The 18,834-nt window shown below is 51.4% G+C and carries 21 protein-coding genes and 2 pseudogenes; 13 read left to right on the top strand and 10 right to left on the bottom strand.

The window, feature by feature from the left end:
* Positions 1 to 73: 73 nt before the first annotated feature.
* Positions 74 to 505 (top strand): universal stress protein, encoded by a 432-nt coding sequence (locus SP68_RS13390; protein WP_008805007.1) that lies wholly within the window; start codon positions 74 to 76, stop codon positions 503 to 505.
* A gap of 51 nt (positions 506 to 556) precedes the next feature.
* Here SP68_RS13390 and SP68_RS13385 read toward each other — a convergent pair whose 3' ends face one another.
* Both SP68_RS13385 and ydfG read right to left on the bottom strand, forming a co-directional pair.
* Positions 557 to 1,243 (bottom strand): GntR family transcriptional regulator, encoded by a 687-nt coding sequence (locus SP68_RS13385; protein ID WP_008805006.1) that lies wholly within the window; start codon positions 1,241 to 1,243, stop codon positions 557 to 559.
* Positions 1,244 to 1,334: 91 nt separating this feature from the next.
* The gene (gene ydfG / locus SP68_RS13380) at positions 1,335 to 2,084 is read right to left on the bottom strand and encodes a bifunctional NADP-dependent 3-hydroxy acid dehydrogenase/3-hydroxypropionate dehydrogenase YdfG (RefSeq protein WP_008805005.1); all 750 of its coding nucleotides are present in this window, start codon (positions 2,082 to 2,084) and stop codon (positions 1,335 to 1,337) included.
* Positions 2,085 to 2,214: 130 nt separating this feature from the next.
* On the opposite strand from ydfG, the gene dcp reads away from it, so the two are divergent.
* Entirely contained in the window at positions 2,215 to 4,260 is a 2,046-nt protein-coding gene (dcp, locus tag SP68_RS13375; RefSeq protein WP_040968483.1) for a peptidyl-dipeptidase Dcp, read from the top strand.
* A 536-nt stretch (positions 4,261 to 4,796) separates the two neighbouring features.
* Entirely contained in the window at positions 4,797 to 6,491 is a 1,695-nt protein-coding gene (locus SP68_RS13370; RefSeq protein WP_040968484.1) for a thiamine pyrophosphate-binding protein, read from the top strand.
* Here SP68_RS13370 and SP68_RS13365 read toward each other — a convergent pair.
* The 3 genes from SP68_RS13365 to SP68_RS13355 all read right to left on the bottom strand — a co-directional run bounded on the left by SP68_RS13365 (position 6,488) and on the right by SP68_RS13355 (position 8,805).
* Positions 6,488 to 7,408, bottom strand: coding sequence for a LysR family transcriptional regulator (locus SP68_RS13365; protein ID WP_040968485.1), 921 nt, complete (start codon positions 7,406 to 7,408; stop codon positions 6,488 to 6,490). The two genes, SP68_RS13370 and SP68_RS13365, sit on opposite strands and share 4 nt — an antisense overlap.
* A 67-nt stretch (positions 7,409 to 7,475) precedes the next feature.
* Positions 7,476 to 8,108 carry a histidine phosphatase family protein gene (locus tag SP68_RS13360; protein WP_040968486.1) on the bottom strand — a complete coding sequence of 211 codons (633 nt, stop codon included), beginning with the start codon at positions 8,106 to 8,108 and terminating at the stop codon, positions 7,476 to 7,478.
* Between the two features lie 292 nt (positions 8,109 to 8,400).
* Positions 8,401 to 8,805 carry a carboxymuconolactone decarboxylase family protein gene (locus SP68_RS13355; protein WP_023297568.1) on the bottom strand — a complete coding sequence of 135 codons (405 nt, stop codon included), beginning with the start codon at positions 8,803 to 8,805 and terminating at the stop codon, positions 8,401 to 8,403.
* Positions 8,806 to 8,906: 101 nt separating this feature from the next.
* Between SP68_RS13355 and SP68_RS13350 the strand changes: the two are divergent.
* Both SP68_RS13350 and SP68_RS13345 read left to right on the top strand, forming a co-directional pair.
* Positions 8,907 to 9,410, top strand: a pseudogene (locus SP68_RS13350) (LysR family transcriptional regulator); the annotation flags it as partial.
* Between the two features lie 102 nt (positions 9,411 to 9,512).
* On the top strand, positions 9,513 to 9,908 hold the full coding sequence (locus tag SP68_RS13345; RefSeq protein WP_040968487.1) for a hypothetical protein: 396 nt from the start codon (positions 9,513 to 9,515) through the stop codon (positions 9,906 to 9,908).
* A gap of 11 nt (positions 9,909 to 9,919) precedes the next feature.
* Here SP68_RS13345 and SP68_RS27850 read toward each other — a convergent pair whose 3' ends face one another.
* Positions 9,920 to 10,129 carry a hypothetical protein gene (locus tag SP68_RS27850; RefSeq protein ID WP_124038053.1) on the bottom strand — a complete coding sequence of 70 codons (210 nt, stop codon included), beginning with the start codon at positions 10,127 to 10,129 and terminating at the stop codon, positions 9,920 to 9,922.
* Positions 10,130 to 10,287: 158 nt separating this feature from the next.
* Here SP68_RS27850 and SP68_RS13340 point away from each other — a divergent pair, with 158 nt between their 5' ends.
* From SP68_RS13340 to SP68_RS13330, 3 genes are all read left to right on the top strand, one after another.
* Positions 10,288 to 10,869: a cytochrome b/b6 domain-containing protein gene (locus tag SP68_RS13340; protein ID WP_040975916.1), complete on the top strand. Its 582-nt coding sequence runs from the start codon at positions 10,288 to 10,290 to the stop codon at positions 10,867 to 10,869.
* 53 nt (positions 10,870 to 10,922) lie between these two features.
* A complete protein-coding gene (locus SP68_RS13335) occupies positions 10,923 to 11,612 on the top strand; it encodes a VIT1/CCC1 transporter family protein (protein ID WP_012541806.1) in 690 nt (229 codons plus the stop codon).
* A 144-nt stretch (positions 11,613 to 11,756) separates the two neighbouring features.
* Entirely contained in the window at positions 11,757 to 12,344 is a 588-nt protein-coding gene (locus SP68_RS13330) for a LysE family translocator (RefSeq protein ID WP_012968292.1), read from the top strand.
* 10 nt (positions 12,345 to 12,354) lie between these two features.
* Here SP68_RS13330 and SP68_RS13325 read toward each other — a convergent pair whose 3' ends face one another.
* A complete protein-coding gene (locus SP68_RS13325; protein WP_012968291.1) occupies positions 12,355 to 13,248 on the bottom strand; it encodes a LysR family transcriptional regulator in 894 nt (297 codons plus the stop codon).
* Positions 13,249 to 13,467: 219 nt separating this feature from the next.
* On the opposite strand from SP68_RS13325, the gene SP68_RS13320 reads away from it, so the two are divergent.
* Both SP68_RS13320 and SP68_RS29095 read left to right on the top strand, forming a co-directional pair.
* Positions 13,468 to 14,013, top strand: a complete 546-nt coding sequence (locus SP68_RS13320) for a GNAT family N-acetyltransferase (protein WP_038422502.1) — start codon at positions 13,468 to 13,470, stop codon at positions 14,011 to 14,013.
* 349 nt (positions 14,014 to 14,362) lie between these two features.
* Positions 14,363 to 14,485, top strand: a complete 123-nt coding sequence (locus SP68_RS29095) for a small membrane protein (protein WP_012541799.1) — start codon at positions 14,363 to 14,365, stop codon at positions 14,483 to 14,485.
* Here SP68_RS29095 and SP68_RS13315 read toward each other — a convergent pair.
* Both SP68_RS13315 and SP68_RS28995 read right to left on the bottom strand, forming a co-directional pair.
* A complete protein-coding gene (locus SP68_RS13315; RefSeq protein ID WP_040968488.1) occupies positions 14,482 to 15,111 on the bottom strand; it encodes a helix-turn-helix transcriptional regulator in 630 nt (209 codons plus the stop codon). The two genes, SP68_RS29095 and SP68_RS13315, sit on opposite strands and share 4 nt — an antisense overlap.
* 428 nt (positions 15,112 to 15,539) lie before the next feature.
* Positions 15,540 to 15,635, bottom strand: a complete 96-nt coding sequence (locus tag SP68_RS28995; RefSeq protein WP_272481883.1) for a YnaM/YnfT family protein — start codon at positions 15,633 to 15,635, stop codon at positions 15,540 to 15,542.
* Here SP68_RS28995 and SP68_RS28350 point away from each other — a divergent pair.
* The 3 genes and pseudogenes from SP68_RS28350 to SP68_RS13305 all read left to right on the top strand — a co-directional run.
* Positions 15,595 to 15,687 (top strand): annotated as a pseudogene (locus tag SP68_RS28350) (hypothetical protein); the annotation flags it as partial. The gene SP68_RS28995 and the pseudogene SP68_RS28350 sit on opposite strands and share 41 nt — an antisense overlap.
* Before the next feature lie 453 nt (positions 15,688 to 16,140).
* Positions 16,141 to 16,614: an Hsp20 family protein gene (locus SP68_RS13310; RefSeq protein WP_040968489.1), complete on the top strand. Its 474-nt coding sequence runs from the start codon at positions 16,141 to 16,143 to the stop codon at positions 16,612 to 16,614.
* 167 nt (positions 16,615 to 16,781) lie between these two features.
* Positions 16,782 to 17,294 (top strand): 2-oxo-tetronate isomerase, encoded by a 513-nt coding sequence (locus SP68_RS13305; protein WP_012968286.1) that lies wholly within the window; start codon positions 16,782 to 16,784, stop codon positions 17,292 to 17,294.
* 20 nt (positions 17,295 to 17,314) lie between these two features.
* On the opposite strand, the gene SP68_RS13300 is transcribed toward SP68_RS13305, so the two are convergent.
* Positions 17,315 to 18,532, bottom strand: a complete 1,218-nt coding sequence (locus tag SP68_RS13300) for a diguanylate phosphodiesterase (protein ID WP_023322569.1) — start codon at positions 18,530 to 18,532, stop codon at positions 17,315 to 17,317.
* Between the last annotated feature and the right edge of the window lie 302 nt (positions 18,533 to 18,834).

Below are 18,834 nucleotides of genomic sequence, written 5' to 3'. Positions count from 1 at the left end.
CTGGTAATTTACTGCCATAATGGCATAGTTAAGTCATTGAAAAAGAACTTTCTCTGGAAAAGGAGTACGGGCCATGTATAAAAAAATTTTATTGCCTGTTGATGTCTTTGAAATGGATTTAAGCGATAAAGCTGTGCGTCACGCGGAATTCCTCGCCACTGCAGAAAACGGTGAAATCACATTGCTCAACGTTCTGCCGAACAGCAGTCGTTCACTATTACGCGGCTTTACGGCGGATATTCGTAAATTTGAAGCCTATATGAAAGAAGAGTCGGAGAAAAAGATGCGCGAGGTGGCGCGACTGTTCGACATTCCGATGTCGCGGATCCATACCCGGGTGGTCTTTGGTAACGTGCGCGACGAAATTCTGGCTATCAGTAATAACGAAGAGTTCGATGTGATAGTGGTTGGTTCCCGCAAACCGGGCATCTCCACCCATCTGCTGGGCTCCAACGCCGAGTCGATTCTGCGCTACGCCAAAACGCCGGTGCTGGTCGTCCGTTAATCCCCTCAATGACGACGGCTGCGTCAGCCACGCTGGGCAGCCGTCTGACCATTAATCTTCGCTAAACCAGTCGCGGTTCTCCTGGCGGATCAGTAACACGGACTCGCTGATTTCATGTAGATGGACATTCATTGCCTGCTCTACTGCCTCCGCGTCGCGTTTTTCCAGCGCGGTGAAAATCTCATGGTGCTGACGCAGGAGCATCTCCGGTGAGGTGATATGGTCCAGGCTCATGTAGCGCACGCGGTCGATGGCGGCTTTAATATTTTCCACCGTATCCCACGCCAACTGACAATCGGCAATGATCGACAGCTTCTGGTGAAACTCATCATCAAGCAGGAAAAAGTCGTTTGATTGTTGTCTGTCGACGGCAATACGCTGCTGATGGAGATTCTGCTCCAGCTGATAAACCTGCTCATCGTTAATCATGCCGGCGGCGCGGCGGACCACCGCGCATTCAATCGCCTGGCGGACAAAGCAACCATTGCGCACCTGCGACAAGGAAATTTTATTGACGTAGCTGCCGCGCTGGGGACGTATCTGGATAAGCCCATTTTCCGCCAGCTTGATGAAGGCCTCGCGCACCGGCTGACGCGACACATCGAAACGCACGGAGACTTCTTTCTCAGACAGCGGTGTGCCAGGCGGGATCAGGCAGTGAACGATATCCCGGCGGAGGATGCGATAAATTTGCTGATTAACGGGTTGCGTCGGATTCAGTTGCGATTCTGCGGCCATTGATGGTTACTTTTTAAGGGATTATGCGCACTATTTTACGCGTTTTTTGCGGTTCCGCCCATACCCGGCCCGCAGGCCGGGTGGCTGACGGTTAGCCCTGGCGGTGAACGCTGAGTCCGGCAAAACTCTGGCTCACCGGCATCATCTCCAGGGTGTTGATGTTGACGTGCTTCGGCAGGGTGGCCACCCACCAGACCGCCTCGGTCACATCTTCCGGCGTCAGGGCTTCGGTGTTCTCATAAGTTTTCCCGGCCTTGGCGTCATCACCTTTAAAGCGGACGTTGGAGAACTCGGTGCCTCCCACCAAACCCGGCTCGATGTCGGTGACGCGCACCGCGGTGCCGTGCAGGTCGGTACGAAGATTCAGGCTGAACTGACGGACGAAGGCTTTGGTCGCCCCATAGACGTTGCCCCCGGCATAAGGCCAGCTACCTGCCGTGGAGCCGATGTTAATGATATGCCCGCGATTGCGCTCCACCATACCCGGCAGGACCGCGCGGGTCATGTACACCAGCCCTTTATTATTGGTGTCGATCATATCTTCCCAGTCTTCCACGCTGGCGCGGTGCGCCGGCTCCAGACCCAGCGCCAGACCGGCGTTATTCACCAGGACGTCAATCGCCTGCCACTCGGCGGGCAGATCGGCAATCAGCGTCTCAATGGCGGCGCGGTTACGGACGTCAAGCTGGGCGATATAAAGATTGTCACCGAGGTCGTCTTTCAGCGTCTTCAGGCGCTCTTCACGACGTCCGGTGGCAATCACTTTATGGCCGTTAGCGACGAAACGGCGAGTAATACTTTCACCAAAACCGGCGGTGGCACCGGTAACCATGATAATCATCTTACTGTTCCTCAACGCTTTTTGTGTTTTCATACCATAGCACGCACAGACGGCGACCGGTAACGGAAATCATTGCGACCCCTTAAGGAGAAGCCTAATCTTACAGGATTAGCCTGTGCAGGAGAGAAAGATGTCTGAACAAAATCCTTTTTTTAGCGTCAGTTTGCTGCCTTACCAGGCACCCCCGTTTGATCTCATCCAGGACTGCCACTATCGCCCGGCGTTTGATGAGGGTGTCCGGCAGCAGCGCGCGGAGATCCGCGCGATAATCGACAACCCGGAGCCGGCGAATTTTGCCAACACTCTTGAGGCCCTTGAACAGAGCGGACAGCTGCTGGCGCGAGTGACGCGGGTCTTTTTCGCCATGGCTGGCGCCCACACCAACCCGTTCATTCAGTCTCTGGATGAAGAATTTTCCGCTGAGCTCGCCGAGCTGGGGAATGACATCTGGCTTAACGAGGCCTTATTTCAGCGAGTGAACAGCGTCTATGAGCAGCGTGACGCGCTGGCGTTAGACAGCGAATCTCATCGTCTCCTGACCCTCACCTGGCAACGTTTTGTCCATGCCGGGGCGACGCTGGCGCCAGCGCAGAAGGCGGTGCTGCGCACGCTGAACACCGAAGCGGCGACCCTGCAAAGTCAGTTCCAGCAGCGGTTGCTGGGGGCGGCCAAAAACGGTGGACTGGTGGTTGATTACCGACATCAACTGGATGGCCTGGCGGATGAGGAGATAGCGGCGGCCGCCGACGCGGCGCGGGAAAAAGGGCTCAGTGACCGCTGGCTGCTGACGCTGACCAATACCACCCAGCAGCCGCCGCTGCTCTCTTTGCGCGACCGACAGACGCGGGAGAATCTCTTTGCCGCCGGCTGGACGCGCAATCAGCAGGGCGATGAGCATGATACACGTCGCCTGGTGCTGCGACTGGCGGCGATCCGCGCGCAGCAGGGGGAACTGCTGGGCGCGGCCGATTACGCCAGCTGGGCGCTGACCGATCAAATGGCCGCCTCTCCGGCGGAGGCATTAACTTTTATGCGCCGGATCGCGCCGGCAGCGCGGGCGCGGGCGGAACGAGAGCTGGCTGACATCCAGCAGGTGATTGACAACGAGGGCGGGACGTTTCACGCCGCAGCATGGGACTGGCTCTATTACAGCGAACAGGTGCGGCGAGCTGCCTTTGCCATTGATGATGCGCAGCTTAAACCCTATTTTGCTCTCGAGCGCGTGCTGCAGGATGGCGTCTTCTGGACGGCCACGCAGCTCTTTGGCCTCCGCTTTGTCGAGCGCTTCGATATCCCCGTCTATCACCCGGATGTTCGGGTCTGGGAGATCTTCGATCACAACGGCGAAGGGATGGCGCTGTTTTACGGTGACTACTACGCACGCGACTCAAAAAGCGGCGGCGCCTGGATGGATGTGTTTGTCGAACAGTCTACCCTGCGGGAGCAGCGACCGGTTATCTACAATGTCTGCAACTACGCCCGGCCGAAGGCAGGGCAGAGCGCGCTGTTGTCGTGGGATGAGGTGATCACTCTGTTCCATGAGTTTGGCCATACCCTGCATGGGCTGTTCGCCAGCCAGCGTTACGCCAGTCTCTCCGGAACCAATACCCCGCGCGATTTTGTTGAATTTCCTTCGCAGATCTTCGAACACTGGGCCAGCCAGCCGCAGGTGTTTGCCCACTACGCGAAGCACTACCAGTCCGGGGAGCCGATGCCGGAGGCGCTACGCGACAATATGTTGCGTGCGGCAACCTTCAATAAAGGTTACGACATGAGCGAGCTGTTGGCTGCTGCGTTACTCGATATGCGCTGGCATAGCCTGTCGACCTCGGCGATACCGGAGGACGTGGATGGGTTTGAGCAGAAGATATTGCAGGAAGAACACCTGGATCTGGCGGCCGTTCCGCCGCGCTATTGCAGCAGCTATTTCTCCCATATCTTTGGCGGCGGCTATGCGGCAGGCTATTACGCCTATCTGTGGACCCAGATGCTGGCCGACGACGGCTATCAGTGGTTCGTGGAGCACGGCGGTTTGACCCGTGAGAACGGTCAGCGCTTCCGGGAAGCGATTCTGTCGCGCGGCAATAGCACTGATTTAGCTGAACTTTATCGCCAGTGGCGCGGGCACGATCCACAGATTGAGCCGATGCTGAAAAATCGCGGGTTGAATGCGTAGGGCCATTTCGGACTGACACGATAACCGGGCGCGATGCCCGGTTATTTCGATTTTTTCTTTCCCAAAACCGCAGCAAAATTCCTCGCCAACATGAATCCTTCAATGCTGAAAAATTGCAGGGTGATAGAGCTCCATTTCTCACGTCACGACATCTTCCACGTTCATCGAGTCAAACCGCGATCGTTGTGATATTGCGCTGTCATCTTGTCTGATGCCCGCCAGAAGGGGTTCCAGCACCAGGTGAGCCAGAGTAGATGGCTAAAGAAAATCCGACATTATGCTCGCACTGCGGCGGCGAGATTCAGCGAATAGCAAACATCAGAGAGGGTTTCGATAATGTGGCTGGCTTTGATTGAGTGTCAGTGTCTCAGTCCGTCATAGCTTTCCATCTCCTGGCGGACAGCGAATGACTTCCCATACCTAAAAGGGTATGACTGGGCATCAATATAGTATTGGAAAGGGTGTTATACCTGTTATTAAGATTGAATCACCCGCCAGACAGGGCGAACGAATACCCAGACAGAGGTGATCATTCTATGAGTTACGCAATAACTAAAGTCCAGAATGCCAATGCACGCCGCGGCGGTGATGTATTGTTAGAAGTTCTGGAAAGTGAAGGGGTGGAATATGTGTTTGGTAATCCAGGTACCACCGAACTGCCGTTTATGGATGCGCTGTTAAGAAAACCGTCAATTCAGTACGTGTTAGCTCTGCAGGAAGCGAGTGCAGTCGCCATGGCGGACGGTTATGCGCAGGCAGCAAAAAAACCAGGCTTTCTGAATCTGCATACCGCCGGTGGTTTAGGCCACGGCATGGGAAATCTGTTGAATGCAAAATGCTCACAGACACCACTGGTGGTGACGGCGGGGCAGCAGGATTCACGCCACACGACAACCGACCCATTATTGTTGGGTGATCTGGTCGGTATGGGTAAAACGTTCGCAAAATGGTCACAGGAGGTTACCCACGTTGACCAGCTACCGGTATTAGTTCGCCGGGCTTTCCACGATTCTGACGCTGCACCGAAAGGCTCCGTTTTCCTGTCGCTTCCGATGGATGTGATGGAGGCGATGAGTGCTATCGGCATCGGCGCGCCTTCTACTATCGACCGCAATGCAGTCGCGGGTTCGTTACCTTTGCTGGCGAGTAAGCTGGCGGCATTTACTCCGGGTAGCGTCGCACTGATTGCCGGCGACGAAATCTATCAAAGTGAAGCGGCCAATGAGGTTGTTGCTCTTGCTGAGATGCTTGCCGCTGACGTGTACGGTTCAACATGGCCGAACCGGATCCCCTACCCAACAGCACACCCTCTCTGGCGGGGCAATCTGTCCACGAAAGCGACGGAAATTAACCGAGCATTAAGCCAGTACGATGCTATTTTTGCCCTTGGCGGTAAGTCGCTTATCACTATTCTTTATACCGAAGGTCAGGCAGTGCCGGACCAGTGTAAAGTGTTCCAGTTATCAGCTGATGCAGGCGACCTGGGACGCACCTACAGTAGTGAACTCTCAGTGGTTGGCGATATTAAATCATCGTTAAAGGTGCTACTACCTGAACTGGAGAAAGCCACGGCAAACCATCGCCGTGATTATCAACGCCGTTTTGAAAAGGCGGTTTATGAGTTTAAATTGAGCAAAGAAAGTCTGCTCGGGCAGGTTCAGGAACAACAATCTGCTACGGTAATTACGCCGCTGGTGGCGGCGTTTGAGGCAGCAAGGGCGATCGGACCAGATGTGGCCATTGTTGACGAGGCGATTGCCACCAGCGGTTCGCTTCGCAAATCTCTCAACAGTCACCGCGCGGATCAATATGCCTTTTTACGCGGCGGTGGCCTGGGATGGGGAATGCCCGCGGCTGTCGGCTATTCACTCGGTTTGGGAAAAGCGCCTGTGGTGTGCTTTGTGGGAGACGGCGCGGCGATGTACTCCCCTCAGGCTCTCTGGACGGCCGCACATGAAAAACTGCCAGTCACCTTTATTGTCATGAATAATACGGAATATAACGTATTGAAAAACTTCATGCGTTCTCAGGCGGATTATACGTCGGCCCAAACAGATCGCTTCATCGCAATGGATTTGGTTAATCCGGCAGTGGATTATCAGGCACTGGGTGCCTCGATGGGGCTGGAGACCAGAAAAGTTATCCGTGCCGGCGATATCGGCCCGGCCGTTGAGGCCGCACTGGCGAGTGGCAAGCCTAACGTGATCGAAATCATCATCAGTAAAAGTTAATCGTTAATCCGTCCGGACTGTGCCGCATCCAGTTTATCCCTGATACTGCGGCACAGGTTCACAAAACCCGGTAAAGCCGGATTAGTGTTCTTTGCCGACCACATCAGCATATTCTCCACCATATTCGGATTTTCCAGCTTCCGGTAAACCACACCGCGTAATTGAGCATTCTCCATACTGGCGGGAATAAGCGCGACACCAACACCATGGGCCACAAAATTCATCACAGTCTGCTGCACGGAGGCTTCCAGACCTATTTGCGGACTAAATCCAGCTTTGAGGCACTGATGAAGGATGGAATCATAGAGCATCGGCGCGCTCTCGCGCGGAACCGTGATGAACGGGTCATCACAGAGTGATTCAAGCCTGAAATGCTCGCGTTGAACCTGGGGGTGGTTGGCAGGAAGGGCGGCAATGAGCGGCTCACGCAAGAGCACCAGTGAATGAATCCCCGGCGTGGCCGTCTCGGAGAAGCTGATTGCCGCGTCCAATCTGCCATCCTGTAATGCGGCGTGTAAATCAGAGGGGACCCTCTCCTGAAAATGCAATTCCACGTCGGAACAGGTATTCCTGTGCTGCATCGCAACATGCGGCACAACGCTATAGCTGGCATACATTGTTGCGCCTAATTTCAGAACCCCTTTCTGTCCTGATTCTATTGCCCGTACGTTATTACAGGCCTGCTCCAGCATTGCCAGCATCGCGCGGCAGTCCAGCAGAAATTGCTCCCCGGCAAGGGTTAAACTGACCCCTTTTGCGGCCCGGTTAAATAGCTTTGCACCGAGGATAGTTTCCAGCTGGGCTATTTGCCGGCTTAAGGGAGGCTGCGAAATATTAAGTTTACTGGCGGCTTTGCCAATGTTTCCGGTTTCAGCAACAGTGCAAAAGTTAATCAACTGATTAAGGGTTGGTTTCATAAGCATTCCTGAAGCGGGTTCATACCTTCCAGGGTATCACTTGTTTGCCGCAGAGAGGCATATGAAATTAAGCGTTCTGGCGTTCGAGTTGAAGCAGGTGTGTGGCAATTCCCCATCTGATTGCCAGGCATTTCCCATCCCGGAAATCGAACACCGAGTAACTTGCATTAGGGTGAGCGTACCGCGAAAAATTATCAATAGTCCCTTCTTTAAGCACCGCCAGCACGCCCTGGCTGACTTGCCCGTGCGTGACAATACAGATGCGCTGATATTCTGTGGTTTCTTGTAGGTTGTGTATGAAACCTGTTACTCGTCGGGTTGCTTGTGCTAATGACTCCCCCTCTGGTGGGCAATACTCGGCATCAAGTGTGAATAACGCATGCGCATCGTGGGGACGTTGTTGCATGAGCTGTGACGTTAACATACCTTCGAACTGGCCAAAGGCCTGTTCTTTGAGGGCCGGCTCAGCTATCAATGGGCAACGAAAACGGTCAGCCAGGCGCTGTCCCATTTGCCAGGCACGACCAAGCGGAGACGTGTAAACGTAGTCTACCCGGTAATCACTCGCTGCAAACGCGGCAAGTAAAGCTGATGTTTGGCGCTCCCCGCGGGGGGTTAACGCACTGTCACTCTGTCCCTGAATTATTCCTTTTATATTCCACTCTGTTTCCGCGTGTCGAACAAGTATCACTTGCATCATTAAATGGCCATGTATGTTGTTGATTTAAATTCTACCGTTTAGACAAATCCCTTTAATAGCGTGGGATTTTTAGCACTGGACGAAGACAGGTTCTGCCTCCCCGCTTTCCTTGTATCTGACAGCATGTAGTGATGAGATACCGTCTCTGAAATCGAGTTAGCCATCCCATTCCCTTAATCAGTGACGCCTGGTTAGGAATGTGATGCAGACAATCCAAAAAACGCGCCAGGCAATGACCCGAGCCAGCACGCTTGTCAAATGGGATGGCTAGAATGGCAAACAGCGATTGTCTTCAGGACATTTTCGCTTCGACGTTTAACTCAGCATTTATAATATCGCGTATATTGACGAGTGCATTGCGCACCGCGGCACCTCCTGCATAAAACAGTAATTGCAGGACAACCTCGATGATTTCTTCTCTGGTTGCCCCTGCATTTAGCGCTGCCTGAGCGTGTGCCCTCAATTGTGGAACCGTATGACCCAGAGTGACGCAGGAAGCAATGACAACCAGCTCCCGAGTTTTAGCGTCCAGCCCCGGGCGTGCAAGGATGCCTCCCATAGCCCATTCGATCGAGATATCAGTAAAATCAGGGCACAAATCGGCCATGTCCTTTCGTAGTTCTTCTCCTGCGCCATTTCCATACAGCTCATTAAACAATCTCATTCCTCGCTCACGGAGCTCTGTATTGGTCATCATTTTTAACCCTCCTGCACTAAGTGAAAACAGATTAAAACCCGCTGGTGAAATTTGATAAACAGCGTTATGTTTTTATCTTTAACAAGCCAGGCTTGATAATAGTGAATAAACTGGAAAGTATGGCGGTGTTTGTCCGCGTCGTGGACAGGGGCAGCTTTAGCGCTGTTGCTGAAGAGATGCGAATCAGCGGAACCATGGTTGGGCTGCATATCAAAGCGTTAGAGGAACATCTCGGCGTTCGCTTACTTAATCGCACAACGCGTCGGCAAAGTCTGACCGATTTTGGTCAGGTTTATTATCAGAGTTGCCGCCGGATATTAGCTGATATTGAAGATAGCGAGTCACAGGCATTTGCTCTTCACCAGAAGCCACGTGGAAAACTGAGAGTAGGTTGCCCAGTCTCCTTTGGGGTCCATGCGCTTTCGCCTGTTACTGCTCAGTTTCTTATTGAATGGACTGATATGGCAGTAGACCTGGTGCTGAGCGATAAATCGATGGATATGGCAGATGAAGGTTTAGATGTCATGATTAAGAACGTGCGTCCCTTTTTAATCTTGACTTTGCATAAGATTGCTCGGTATGTTTCTCATCGTAGTGTATTATGCCAGATGAAATAAAGCCGTCTATAGCGTGGGTTATATCGTTAAAATGATATATTCGCGCTAATGATTTTTATCCAGGGAAGCAATGAATAAGGAAGTGCGCGAGTGTCTGATTGGAATATTATTGTGCTGTCTCTATTTTCAGCGACGTACCTGCCTTTGTTCTGGTTCGTAGGCATGCGGATAGCCTCTGAGGACATTCTCAGAAAGAGTAAATTTTACGAAGTGGATCCAAATGTTTTAGTCCCTGGATGGGCGAAGACATGCACGACGGTATTCTGTGTTTTGCACTACTGCCTGTTCATCATTCCGCTGACTATGATTGACTGGTTACATGGCTTGGCTGCATTTGGCGCAGGAATTCTGTTGCTTGTGTTTCTCCCTTTATTCAGGAAAAGCTATATGCCTGTTTTTAAAGCACACGCTGTGTGCGTTCACAGGAGGGACCCTTCAACAGGACGATTATTAATTCGTGTGTTGAAGGTTAAGTCTTTTGGTTGAAAATGGTCTGTTTAGCCTTTATTCATATTACGTAAGTCTTCTGGCAAACCAGGTCCTTCTGGTAACCAACCCAGATGAGTCTGGGTAGCTTTGCCTGAAGCACCAGGATCAACATGAGCCAGTGCCAAACGAACCACGATAATGTTTACCCATTGAGGCAGCGTCTTCTTCTGTCGCTCCACGAGGAAATAAGGCGGAGGAGACAGGCGCATCAGTTTCACGAGTAAGTCCATGGATGCTATTAGCTGCTGAGATAGCCGGTATGGTTTGCCTTTTATTCATACATCATTCAGTGCACTTCAACATCAAGGCGTTAAGGTTGCGTTAACAAACAGACGCAATACTGATGTGGCCGATCCCCTTATAAAATGGCCAAATGATGAACGAACAACTTCGCAATGCGCTTCCGCACAAAGACACCCCTTTTTTCCGCATGCTGCATATTATTGTCGCCACCCTGATTCTGCTGCAGATCATTAGCTCTAATCTCACCGAAAGTGAGGCGCTTCGCGACGTAACTCTGACCGGAGTCGTGACATGGTTCCATGTTATCTCTGGATTCGCGCTGATGGTTCTTGGTGTAGTGATGCTGGTATGGATGCTTAAACAACGTGGGTTTCGTTACTATTTTGCCTGGTCGTCCCTTGATTTTCGCGGTGTAGTTGAAGACATTAAAATGCTAATGACATTTCGTCTTCCTGAAGCACATGCCGGTGGCATAGCGGCGATGATCCAGGGGCTTGGCGTACTTGCTTTGTTGGCGGTCGCACTCTGTGGAGGGCTCTGGTTTGTACTGGACACCGCGCCAGGGACGTCAACGGCGCTGGCAGAAGCGGGCCTGCATTTGCATAAATTTCTGACGGTGTTCATTGAAACCTATTTCTGGGCGCATGGTGCGATGGGGTTGCTGCATATCTTCCTCACCTTTCGCAGTCAAAAGAAACATCCCGTTGTTGGATAAGGTTCTGGTCTCTCGCTAATCCCGATGAGAGTGCGTATTAAAAGGAAAAAGGCATGCATCTTGAACGACACAGCATTGAAAGCGTCGGTTGGTTAAGGGCGGCGGTCCTGGGAGCGAATGACGGGATTGTCTCAACCGCCAGCCTGGTGCTCGGCGTGGCGTCTGCAAATACCAGCCCTTCGGGCGTGTTGCTGGCCGGTGTCGCCGGGCTGGTTGCGGGAGCCATGTCGATGGCAACAGGGGAATATGTTTCGGTATCATCCCAGGCGGATACGGAAACCGCCGCGCTTGCCGAGGAAAAAAGTGAGCTGGACGCAGATTATCAGGGAGAGGTACGGGAGCTGACGTCTCTTTATATCCAACGCGGAGTGGAGCCTGCGCTTGCCCGCCAGGTTGCAGAGCAACTGATGGCTAAAGATGCCCTCGAGGCCCATGCCCGCGAAGAGTTGGGATTAACGGATACTCATTCTGCGCGACCTTTGCAGGCGGCCATTTTTTCGGCCGTGAGTTTTTCAGCCGGGGCGGGGTTACCCTTGATCGTTGCAGTGCTATCGCCAGCAAAACTGACTGTTATCGCGATTTTCCTATCCACTCTCTGTTCACTGGCTGCTCTTGGCTATTTCTCTTCCGTGGTGAGTAACGCACCGCCTGTCAGAGCTATCAGCAGAATTACGTTCTGGAGCACGCTGGCCATGCTTTTTTCGATGGGGATTGGGCGCATAGCCGGGCAGGTACTGCTGTAAAATTGCTAAATTATCAAACACACCTTTAGAGAATGAGCTATTTAATCTAACGTCCATATCGGGGTAGTCTTTAAATATAGCGAAATAACTTGTTATATAGATCTCGCTACAACGATATCTTTCATTGGCAACGTGGACGAAAAAATGGTTTTGATGGCTACTATGTTTCTGTATTCTCTGGCTCTGTCGTTTTCGCCCGGGCCAGTCAATATGGTCATTATCTCTTCAGGTGTTATGCATGGCTTTAGAAAAACATTCGCCTTCGTATCCGGTGCGACTCTGGGTTTCACCCTGTTGCTTATCTTTGTTAGTTTTGGGTTATACACAGTCATTGCCTCGCACCCATCATTTTTTAAATACCTGAATGTTCTCGGCTCTATTTTTATACTGTATCAGGGCTATAAAATTGCCACATCGCAACCTGATTGGTCATTAAAAAAGGGAAATGCACCCGGATTTGTTCAGGGAGTGTTAATGCAATGGTTCAACCCAAAAGCCTGGGCTGCCTGTACCTCTGGAACTACCTTGTTTTCTGAGCCATCAACCAGTCTGCCCCTAATACTATTCATTATTATTTACTTTTTTATCTGTTATATATCATTATCAATTTGGGCAATATTCGGTGATAAAATGTCAACATTTCTTCAGGGAAGGGCACAAATGCGTATCTTTAATTTATTGATGGGCGGGTTTTTATGCGTTATCGCATGTTATATGCTTTACCCACAATGATTTTAGCTGTTCAAAGCTTATGTTGTTCCATAGCGTTATAAATGTAATTAATTAGTTTATAGGCGGCGCTGCTGGTTGATATATTGGCGGGCCAAATGGCATAAACTTTTAGCGGCTCTAATGACCAGTCAGGAAGTACTTCATGCATCTCCCCGAGTTTAACATCATTTTCGCAGAGGAAACGGGGAGGTACGGCAAGCCCTATGTTCTGTTTGGCAAGGACATAGGCAGCTTCAATGTTATCAACGCATACCATAGGAGCATATTTAATGACCGCCAGTTCGCCATTTTTATGCCTGAACTCTCGAATGTTCTCTCTCATTGTTAACCCAATCCACGGCAGGGATCCCAGCTCAACGGGATGCTTAATGGGGTGGTGCTGCATGAGCAAGTCCTTAGACGCCACCAGTTGTCGTGGTAGAACAAATAGGTGTCTTGCTTTGAGTGAACTGTCCGGGAGTTCGCCAATACGGAAGGCGACATCAATGCTATCGGCGATGATGTCCTCGCGCAGATCACTATAAGAAATACTCAGGGAAATATCCGGATTTTCTTTAATAAAATTCGCCAGATGGCGGGTGAATGGACCGTTTAAAAAAACAGCAGGGAGGGAAATGCGCAGCTTGCCGACGGTAGAGATAGAGCGTTGTTTAAATTCAATGACGCCCTTTTCATACAGCTCCAGCATCGATCTGGCGGTCTCCAGCAAACTGATGCCATCCTGGGTTAGAGAAATTTTTCGCGTATTTCTGTACAGCAAGGCACTATTGAGGTTTTTCTCGAGTCTGGATAAATGTGTGCTTGCTGTTGCGGTCGTCAGGCCTAACGCTGCGGCGCCACCTGAGATAGAACCTCGTTCTACAATTTTGGCAAATACTATCAGGTAGCGGATGTCATCGATCATTTACAGTCCTGTGTTCACTCAGTAATGCTGGGCGTGGAGCCAGCAAAAGCGTTAATCCATCATAGAATTAACATATCCTATTTTCATCATCGGCAGCATAATTTTTCAAATGCTTCTCAACGCTGGCTAACCGGTTCCCCGGTATGGAGATTTGTGCTTCAATGGGCAGGCAGAAATCCTCGAAGCATCATCGGTAATATTCCCCGTCAGGAGGTAAGTTTGCACATTGATACCCATCGTTTGCATCTTCGCCCGGTCATGGCTTCCGATGTCGACGATCTGTACCGAATTTATGGCGATCCCGCGACCAATACCTTCAACCCCGCAGGACCGTACCCGAATATAGACTATGCGGAAGTTGTCCTGCGGCGCTGGCTCGCGCACTGGCAAACGCACGGATTCGGAAACTGGGCAATATCAATGCGCAATACCCCTGAACACATCATTGGCTTTGGTGGCGTCAGTCTACGCAGTTATAACGATGTCACCATTAACAATCTTGGATATCGGTTTTCTACTGAGGCATGGGGAAAAGGCCTGGCCACCGAGTTTGCGATTGGCGCGATGAGATATGGCTTCGAGGTGCTTAAACTTGCGGAGATGTCAGCGGTTGTCCGGGCTAACCATCTGGCTTCGCAGAAAGTTCTCGAGAAAGCCGGGATGAGGTACATTAACGATATTGCTGATATAAAAGATGCGCCGCCAAGCCTGCTTTATTCATTGACGTTAAACGAGTGGTTAAGCCAGATCAGTGGCTGTACATAACGTTTAGGTTAACCCTGGCGACGGGTAATGACGCGGTCGCCTTGGGCGATCTTTCCGGCAAAACCTGCTGGCATGCCCACGAAGATACTCTTAGACATCCGCCCCCAATTTTATGCTGGTATTATGGGAGTAACCGCTGCGCGTCACGCCCGGTTTACCCCGTGCAGCGATGTGCTTTTTATTAGCTAAATGCGCGCGTAATAATAAAAATAATTTCTTCAGCTTTATTCATTTTCAGAATTATCGCACAAGGTCTTACCTTAATCTGAAATGGCTGAGGGATAGTTGTTTTTGAAAACTTATACCCCGTATTATTTGATAATCATCTTTATCTCTGAAAAGGTCGTGTATGAGTAATTTTCTGCTATTAGCCCTGGCGGTGGTGTTATTGTTAACATCATTATTTTGTGGTCTGTCATATGTTAAAGACAGAAGGAAGCTTAAGATGCGTTTTAACAAAACCCGGCGTTAATGGGTTGCTATTGAGGATAGCGCAAGAGCGATGGCCGAGAATCGCGCCAGCTCTTGCTTAGTATCAATCTGGAATTTTTTCATGATGTTTATTTTGTGTGAAAAAACCGTCTTATGGCTGATGCCCAGCTCTTGCGCTATCTGTTGATTGTTCATTCCCGTTTTTATCGCATCGATAATATAAAGCTGCGATTTGGTCAATGTTAGTCGCGGGCATTTAAGGCAGCGTCTGCTGTCTTTTTCCGCCACCCCAGAGACGGGTTTACTTAATGCCGTCAGACGGTTTGCAATTTGCTTTTTAATGCTGCGGAGATCGGCGTTGATACTGATAAAACAGGCATCACGCAGACAAAGCGGCAAACGGTCAACCCGGGCACAGCTGTCGCTGGGGACAAAAACAAAGACAGGCGTCTGTTGCGGTATCTTCTTGAAGTACGGGTGACACAGGTAATGTTCACCGGTTTCCATTTCCGTAAAAAGCACATCAGTCTGGCTAATGATGTCAGATGAATATTCGTGAAGGGAAAAGGGCGTACAGATATTTTCTTCGATTGCGATCTCGATCAGTAGCTCGCAAATTCCCCGTTTCAGATAAATATTTTCAGTGTTAATTAAAAAATCAGGCATAGTGATGATGAACGCGAAATGGATTAAGGTTGATAAAATTCTTTGAAGCAAATTTGTTTTGCGAATATGGGCTTAGGATATTTCTAATAACAAACAAAAGCAATAAGTCCAAAATTGGACTTATTGCTGTGCGGATGATATAAGATTTTTAAAATCAGTGAGTTACGTATATGGGTCGCATAGAAGTTGTCGGCAATTTGGCACAAACTGCTTAAATTGCTTATATTGCATGCGTTAATTCTGGTCTCAAATATATTAATCAAAGTAATTTATTCACTGTGTGAATTGCTATTTCAAAAATACGTTGTGCAGGCGCGGATCCTCGATGAGATCGCGCCTGAGCGAAGCCAGGAGTTGTCTTTGACAAAAAGGAAGCGAGGTATTGTCCCGCCGCTGCGGAGGGTGAACAGCAACGGCGTACAAAAGAATCAGTTATCGGGGTTGTTGGAAATGCCTTTCCAGACCATCCCCAGGCCGAGCAACATCGACGCGAAGAGGGCGAACAGGGTGGTGGAGATAAAAATACCGGTCATGGTGGTGCCTCAGAAAGTGCGTATGCAGGTTATTAGGCACGGGACGGCCAGAAAGGTTCCTTGCAGGGCTGACTATTTTTCCGTCAGGGTTTGCCGGCTGATGCCAGCAAGGTAATGGCTTGTCAGCGCGCCTCGGGCGGCGGAGCGAGCCGCTGGTGAGGAACGCGCTTATCACTGCAGTCGTAAAGGGCAAAACGGACGGTGGGGATGGTGGCGCGGTCCGGGCGTTGACATCCTTTTGAACAAGTTATATATACATGTCGCTTCTGTTTATTGAATGTTAAACAGCATCAGTTATGGGACTCAGAAGCGCCACTGCCCCCGCCGTCGGGCGGGGGTCACTCTGCCACCCGGCCTGGTTATTTTTTCCTGTGGCGAGTGATAAAAAATTTTATTTTCGCTCTTGAAAAATGCACTGCAGATATTATTTTATATAGCGGACAAGCAATGCTTGCCTTTATGTTGAGCTTTTGAATGGATATTCAGGAGGTTAATTATGGCACTCAAAACCTTGTCAGCACTCCCTGTTTTCGCTGATTCGCTTTTTGCCGATCGTTTCAACCGCATTGACCGTCTTTTCAGCCAGTTAACTGGCGATACGCCGGTGGGCGCCTTGCCGGCCTATGATTTGCAGAAAATAGATGACAGTAATTTCCTGCTCAGCGTCAGCGTGCCCGGCTGGAAAGATGAGGAACTGGAAATAGAGACCGTCGGCGGTAATCTGCATATTACCGGCAAACGTGGAGAAACTGATCCCGGGACCGACGGTAGCCAGCGCTGGATATATAAAGGCATCCGCCGCGCTGATTTCCAGCTGAGTTTCTCGCTTCCTGAACATGCCCAGATTAATCAGGCACAGCTGGATAGTGGGATCTTAAAGGTGACTATCCATCAGGAGATCCCGGAAAGCGAAAAACCGCGCAAAATTGCCATTGAGAGTCACGGCCGGGTGATTGAACACAAGGTCTGATTCGGCGACAGTTCAGACGAGTATTCGCTAAGGCCCGCGCAGCGGGCCTTTATTTTTCCACCCGAACTGACGCGATCGGTCTACTGCCGACGAGAGAAATCGATATGCTATTCTTTTAACTGGCGCGATGCTGCTGTTATTCCTTTGATATTTTGTGAGGGGTCTGAATGACAGACGAGATGAGTTACGATGCAAAACCGACCTCAGCGCTAACGGCGGAAGTGGCTCAGATGCTGGTTGCGCGGGGCTGGCGGCTAACCACGGCAGAGTCCTGCACCGGGGGCAATCTGGCGGCGGCGCTCTGTGCTCAGGCGGATACCGCGGCGTTTTATGATACCGGCGTCGTCACTTTCAGCGATGAAGCCAAACGAAACGTGCTGCAGGTTCGTGCGGAAACCCTGGCGGTACACAGCGCCGTCAGCGAAGCGTGCGTCCAGGAGATGTCGACCGGTATTCTGGCAATGGCTGACGCCGATATCGCCATCGCCATCAGCGGCTACGCGGGACCGGAGGGCGGGGAAGATGGTACCCCCGCCGGCACGGTATGGTTTGCCTGGAATTTTCGCGGCCAGACTGAAACCAAACGGATGTGCTTTGCCGGCGACTGTGAGACCGTGGTGGCGAAAGCGGTACGATATGCCCTGGCGGCACTGAGCGAAAAGCTTGCCCACTGGCAATGACGATGCCCGGGTGCGCGTCCTTACAGGTCCGTTGCCTGGCGCGCTACCGGCCAGCAGATCTCCCCGATGCCGTTAAGGCAGGGTCGGGAAAAGAGAAATCCCTGAAACAGGCGAATGCCTACCGACTGCAGCCAGCACCACTCCTCAATGGTTTCGACGCCCTCGGCGACCACGGTGATGCCGAGATCTTCACAGCAGCGCACGACCGAGGCGACAATCGCCTGTTTGGTGCCGCTAATATGAATATCGCGCACCAGCTCCGCATCCACTTTGATTTTATCAGGCTGAAAGCGGGTCAGGAGCGACAGACCGGAGTAACCGGCGCCAAAATCGTCGATGGCCAGTTTCATGCCGGCCACGCGCAGCGCTTTGAGTACTTTGCGGAACTGGTCGAAACAGGAGATAACCTCCGTCTCAGTCACCTCGATCAAGACCTGTTCTGGCCTGAGACCTGCCGCCAGCAGGTTGTCCATCAGCCAGCCAACGGCGTCAGGATGGTTATACAGCGAGCCCGGCAGCAGATTGACCGCCAGCTGCTGTTTGCCGAGTGGAAGGCGGGCGGCGAGAGAGAAGGCGAACGCTTTGCTCTCAAGGTCGAAACGGTAGCGATCTTCCGCTGCAATGGCGGCAAACATTTCCACGGGTGAGCCGCCGGTTGGGCTGCGGATCAGGGCTTCAAAGGAAGAGACCCGCCTTTTGGCCGGCTCGACGATGGCCTGCAGGGCGAACTGGCAGGGCTGATCCGTCAGGTTGCGCGGCGAGGCATTGCCCACTGCGGGAGTCATCGACCAGCGAGAAGGCTGCAGAGACTCGGGCAGGCAATAGCGCCCGCCGTCGGCGATAAAGGCGCTAATCAGTCTGAACATGCGGTCATTGATCGGCTCACTTTCACCAAAGGTGCTGAAGCGCAGGATCTCTTCTACCGCAGCATCATTCTCATGATAGCGGAGATCCACCATCCGCATACCGACGTCCCGAAAACGGCGATAGGCCGAGTAGTCGCGCATCAGCTCCACCACATCGCGATGTCGTGGGTCGAACTGTATTTTGCTGAATAACGACTCGAGGATCTCCTCATTTCCTTCCAGTACCTGGAAAAACTGCTGACCATTAAACAGCAGAATCCCGGTTATCCCGAGGGGCATATTTTTTCCGCTGGCGCGATGAATAAGGGCGTCAAGATCGGTCAGTGGCCGGGCTGGATCAACCTGGCTGCGGTAAATCAGGGTGGTTAGCATAGTCATTCCGTTCGCTGTGGCAGAGCGCGATGGCCTGTACAGAGCGTAAAAAGGGAGGTTTGGCTTTGTCCACAAGGAGGAGGCCCGTTTTTCTGACATTCAACCAACCGTGATGTCCGCTACGCGGAACGGGAGATTCACATGGTGATTCCTTTCACTCTACAGGGAATCGGATGTTTAGCTATCTTTTTCTCAATATCGTTGCTAAAAGACAATAACAGGCCATACATTTCTTCTAAAACTCGGGGGCGGAGACTGAACTTAGCGATTAAATAATGGCTGTCAGGAATTATCCTACCACG

It is taken from the genome of Klebsiella variicola, assembly GCF_000828055.2.
GTDB lineage: Bacteria > Pseudomonadota > Gammaproteobacteria > Enterobacterales > Enterobacteriaceae > Klebsiella > Klebsiella variicola.
The sequence above is the reverse complement of the archived record's forward strand: the minus strand, read 5'-3'. Positions and strand labels throughout refer to the sequence as shown.

What these genes read in the sequence shown, in the direction of transcription:
- SP68_RS13390 (WP_008805007.1), top strand. Translation starts at nt 74, where the DNA reads ATGTATAAAAAAATTTTATTGCCTGTTGATGTCTTTGAAATGGATTTA.
- SP68_RS13310 (WP_040968489.1), top strand. Translation starts at nt 16,141, where the DNA reads ATGGCACTCAAAACCTTGTCAGCACTCCCTGTTTTCGCTGATTCGCTT.
- SP68_RS13355 (WP_023297568.1), bottom strand. Translation starts at nt 8,805, where the DNA reads ATGATGACCAATACAGAGCTCCGTGAGCGAGGAATGAGATTGTTTAAT.
- SP68_RS13330 (WP_012968292.1), top strand. Translation starts at nt 11,757, where the DNA reads ATGGTTTTGATGGCTACTATGTTTCTGTATTCTCTGGCTCTGTCGTTT.
- SP68_RS13370 (WP_040968484.1), top strand. Translation starts at nt 4,797, where the DNA reads ATGAGTTACGCAATAACTAAAGTCCAGAATGCCAATGCACGCCGCGGC.
- SP68_RS13325 (WP_012968291.1), bottom strand. Translation starts at nt 13,248, where the DNA reads ATGATCGATGACATCCGCTACCTGATAGTATTTGCCAAAATTGTAGAA.
- SP68_RS13335 (WP_012541806.1), top strand. Translation starts at nt 10,923, where the DNA reads ATGCATCTTGAACGACACAGCATTGAAAGCGTCGGTTGGTTAAGGGCG.
- SP68_RS13385 (WP_008805006.1), bottom strand. Translation starts at nt 1,243, where the DNA reads ATGGCCGCAGAATCGCAACTGAATCCGACGCAACCCGTTAATCAGCAA.
- SP68_RS29095 (WP_012541799.1), top strand. Translation starts at nt 14,363, where the DNA reads ATGAGTAATTTTCTGCTATTAGCCCTGGCGGTGGTGTTATTGTTAACA.
- SP68_RS13360 (WP_040968486.1), bottom strand. Translation starts at nt 8,108, where the DNA reads ATGATGCAAGTGATACTTGTTCGACACGCGGAAACAGAGTGGAATATA.
- dcp (WP_040968483.1), top strand. Translation starts at nt 2,215, where the DNA reads ATGTCTGAACAAAATCCTTTTTTTAGCGTCAGTTTGCTGCCTTACCAG.
- ydfG (WP_008805005.1), bottom strand. Translation starts at nt 2,084, where the DNA reads ATGATTATCATGGTTACCGGTGCCACCGCCGGTTTTGGTGAAAGTATT.
- SP68_RS13305 (WP_012968286.1), top strand. Translation starts at nt 16,782, where the DNA reads ATGACAGACGAGATGAGTTACGATGCAAAACCGACCTCAGCGCTAACG.
- SP68_RS13300 (WP_023322569.1), bottom strand. Translation starts at nt 18,532, where the DNA reads ATGCTAACCACCCTGATTTACCGCAGCCAGGTTGATCCAGCCCGGCCA.
- SP68_RS13365 (WP_040968485.1), bottom strand. Translation starts at nt 7,408, where the DNA reads ATGAAACCAACCCTTAATCAGTTGATTAACTTTTGCACTGTTGCTGAA.
- SP68_RS13315 (WP_040968488.1), bottom strand. Translation starts at nt 15,111, where the DNA reads ATGCCTGATTTTTTAATTAACACTGAAAATATTTATCTGAAACGGGGA.
- SP68_RS13340 (WP_040975916.1), top strand. Translation starts at nt 10,288, where the DNA reads ATGAACGAACAACTTCGCAATGCGCTTCCGCACAAAGACACCCCTTTT.